Annotated in this window: 1 protein-coding gene; it reads right to left on the reverse strand. The window is 60.1% G+C overall.

Going from position 1 to position 248, the window contains the following annotated elements:
* Positions 1–8: 8 nt before the first annotated feature.
* Positions 9–248, reverse strand: a 240-nt coding sequence (locus CH341_RS33095; RefSeq protein ID WP_146604818.1) for an EipA family protein, incomplete at its 5' end; no start/stop codon positions are given.

The raw sequence follows: 248 nt of genomic DNA on the forward strand, positions 1-248 counted from the left end.
GAGCTTGCTCAGAACGGATTCCAGGTCGGTCTGGAAGTAAATTTGAGATAGCCGAGATTGACACCCAGCCGGGCACCGACGCCGGTGCGGATCGGCACGACGTAGATCGGGTCGTGCACGCCGGTGTGCGAGAGCACGGTCATGCCGAGGCCGCCGACCATATAGGCGGAACCGTTCACGCCGGCGAAGCGCTGGTAAATGGAATTGTAGCTCGGCAGATTGTAGACGAGCATCATGGTGCGATTGCC

The sequence above is a fragment of the Rhodoplanes roseus genome (assembly GCF_003258865.1).
Taxonomy (GTDB): Bacteria; Pseudomonadota; Alphaproteobacteria; order Rhizobiales; family Xanthobacteraceae; genus Rhodoplanes; species Rhodoplanes roseus.